We start from the raw sequence: 3,119 nt of genomic DNA on the forward strand, positions 1-3,119 counted from the left end.
CAGCTCGTGCCCGTCCTGGCGGACGTGGTTCGTCCGGTCGGGCGGACACGAGCTCTCCGATTCGTTGGTTAGGTCAGTGGGGTGACCCCCTTCCCGGCGATTGCTTCGGCGAGGCGGTGTGAGTCGCCTTTGGTGATCACGGGCGGAACGCAAAGCTGCTGCTGACGGTCGTCCTGGCCCCGAGTGAGCCGGGGGCTGGTCTCTACCTACGTCCTGAGCACCGTCGACGGCCGCGCCGCTCCTCCGGTGAGAGTGCCTAGAGTGTCTACCATTTATCGCCGCAGTGTCGAGCAATGTAGACCGCTGCTACGCCTGACGTGTTTTGCCTGGCTAGCGTGTGAAGGACGGCCGGCGCCAAACACATCGCTTGTTCCGACACGCGCGGCGCTAAATAATCGACATGTCTACCTTGCGCGGATAGCGTCGAGGGTAGGAGGTAGACACGGTGACCGAGGCGAGCAGGATCCGTACGTTGGCCGACGCCGGGCTGGTGCACCCGCATGCCGAGGCGGTGACCGCGCCGCTGTTTGCCGGTGGTGGCTTCTTCCTCGCGTCGGACAAGGTGCAGGTGAAGTACGAGATGCTGCGGGCCCACCTGGTGGACGGGGTGAGTGTGACCGACGCGGCCGACGCGCACGGCTACTCGCGAGCCGGCTTCTACGTGGTGCAGGCCGCGTTCGAGCGGGCCGGGATGACCGGCCTGATCGACGAGCGGCGGGGGCGGCGCGGCCCGGTCAAGCTCACCGAGGAGATCGTGGAGTTCCTCCGCACGGCACCGGCATCGGCCTCGGGCGGACAGTTGGTCGACGAGGTGGCCAACCGATTCGGGGTGCTTCTGCACCGTCGCACCGTGGAACGGGCCCGTCGACGGTGAGCCGTGCGGCGCTCGCCTCGCCAGACCGGGCCTTCTGGCCCGTCGGTGAGGCAGCGCAGGCGGATTACGAGATGCTACGGCAGCATGTGTTGGACGCGGGGGGACTGCCTGACTCCCTCGCCGCGGCGCGGTTTGCTCGGCGCGGCTTGCCCGGGCTGATCGCCTGGCCCGCAGCCGAGCCAGTCTTCAACGCCGACCTTGTTGGAGCTAATCGTCCACCGTGGACCCCGTATGGGGATCCGCGTCTTCAGGCCCTTGCCGCTGGCTTCGCCGTGCTGCTGGATGCGGCGACCAGCCCGGCTCTGTCCATATTGGAGGCACACTAGTGAGAACTGCGATCTACGCCCGGGTGTCCACAGAGGGACAACAGCAGCGGGGCACCATCGGCTCCCAACTGCACGTGCTGCGCCAGCGGGTCGCCGCGGACGGCGACGAGTTGGTGGCCGAGTTCTGCGACGACGGACACTCCGGCGCCCGGCTCGATCGGCCGGGCCTGGACGCGCTGCGCGACGCCGCGGAGGCCGGCCTGATCGATACGGTGTGGTGCCTGTCGCCGGACCGGCTGGCCCGCGTCTACGCCTATCAGGTCATCGTGCTCGACGAACTGGCCCGCCACGGCGTCACGGTGCGCTTCATCGACGCCCCACCCATCGACGACGACCCGCAGGCCCGGCTGCTCACCCAGGTCCAGGGCGTCATCGCCGAGTACGAACGGGCGAAGATTGCCGAACGGTACCGGCGCGGGAAGCTGTTCCGTTCCCGCGCTGGGGAAGTGCTGGCGTGGCGCGCGCCCTACGGCTATCGGCGCGTTCCCCGCGACGGGAACGGCCCGGCGCGGTTGGAGATCTTCGAACCCGAAGCGGCCGTGGTGCGACGCATCTTCGACGACTACGTCGCCGGTGGTCACTCCATTCGTGAGATCGCCCAACGGCTCTACGCAGACGACATCTCCACCCCGCGCGGGCGCCGCGGCGTGTGGGGCGTCTCCACGCTGTGTCGGCTGCTGCGTAACGAGGCCTACGTGGGCCGGGTCTACTTCAACCGCACCGAAGCCGTGCCCGATCCGCGTTCTCGCCGCAAGACCAAGCAGGTTCCCCGAGCACGCGAGGAATGGATTCCCATCGCCGTGCCCGCCCTCATCCCCGAGCAGGTCTTCCACGCCGCCGCAACGGTCAGCCGGGACAACAGCCAGTGGAGCCCACGCCGGGCCGAGCCCGGCCACTGGCTGCTTCGCGGCCTGGTCAGATGCGGCACCTGCGCAGTCGGCACGAACTGCCACAAGATGCGCGGCCGCAACGGCGCCTGGCACCGCTACTACTACTGCCGAAACCACGACCTCGTCCGCGCCGGCGGGGCCGAACACCGCTGTCCCGAACGCAACATCCGCGCCGACGCCCTCGACACGTTCGTCTTCGACCGGGTCCGCGCCGCCCTGCTACGCCCCGACGTGCTCCTCGCCGGCGAACAGGCAGTGCTGGCCCACACACCCACCCCCGACGATGAACTGCTCGCCGCCGAGCTCGCCCGCCTCGACCGCCGCCTCGACGCGACCACCGCCGAACGGCGCCGCCTCGCCGACCTCTACCAGACCGGGCTGCTTGACCTGACCGAACTTCAACGCCGCGCCGCCGACCTCGACCGTCGCCACAACGACCTGCAACAGCGCCGCGACACGCTCATCGACCAACGCCGCGAGCTGGCCCGCGACAACCAGCTACGTTCCCGCGTCGCCGGCTTCGCCCAACGCGTGCTGGCCATCATCGACCGGCTCACCTTCGACCAACGCCAGCAGCTACTACGCCTTGTCGTGGAAGAGGTCCGCGTCACCGGCTGGAACGTCCAGATCCAGCTCCGCATCCCACTCGACGACCCACCCGCCGAACAACCCAGCCGCGTCCCGCCCCGACCGGTGTCAACCGAAGACGGTCTGCGTTCCCTTGGTGATCACCAAAGGCGACTCACACCGCCTCGCCGAAGCAATCGCCGGGAAGGGGGTCACCCCACTGACCTAACCAACGAACCGGAGAGCTCGTGTCCGCCCACCCGGACGAACCACGTCCACCAGGACGGGCACGAGCTGTCCGCCCAACCGGGGGTCTCGATGACCGTTGACAAGGCCCTCCATCTGCAGGCAGAGCGAAGCTATCAGGGAGGCCAGGCGCTGCTCAGGCTGTCCGTCGCCATAGGTGGCCTCGGGGAGACCATGTGGTCGCGGTCGGTGGCAGATGGGATTGAAAACGAAATC

At 68.5% G+C, this 3,119-nt stretch carries 2 protein-coding genes; both read left to right on the forward strand.

Going from position 1 to position 3,119, the window contains the following annotated elements; genetic code table 11:
• Positions 1-445: 445 nt before the first annotated feature.
• Entirely contained in the window at positions 446-874 is a 429-nt protein-coding gene (locus tag VGR06_RS39980; protein ID WP_327564454.1) for a helix-turn-helix domain-containing protein, read from the forward strand.
• Between the two features lie 325 nt (positions 875-1,199).
• A partial coding sequence (locus tag VGR06_RS39985) for a recombinase family protein (protein ID WP_327564455.1) occupies positions 1,200-3,119 on the forward strand: 1,920 nt, incomplete at its 3' end.

The organism is Actinophytocola sp. (assembly GCF_036002505.1).
Lineage (GTDB): Bacteria > Actinomycetota > Actinomycetes > Mycobacteriales > Pseudonocardiaceae > DASYTH01.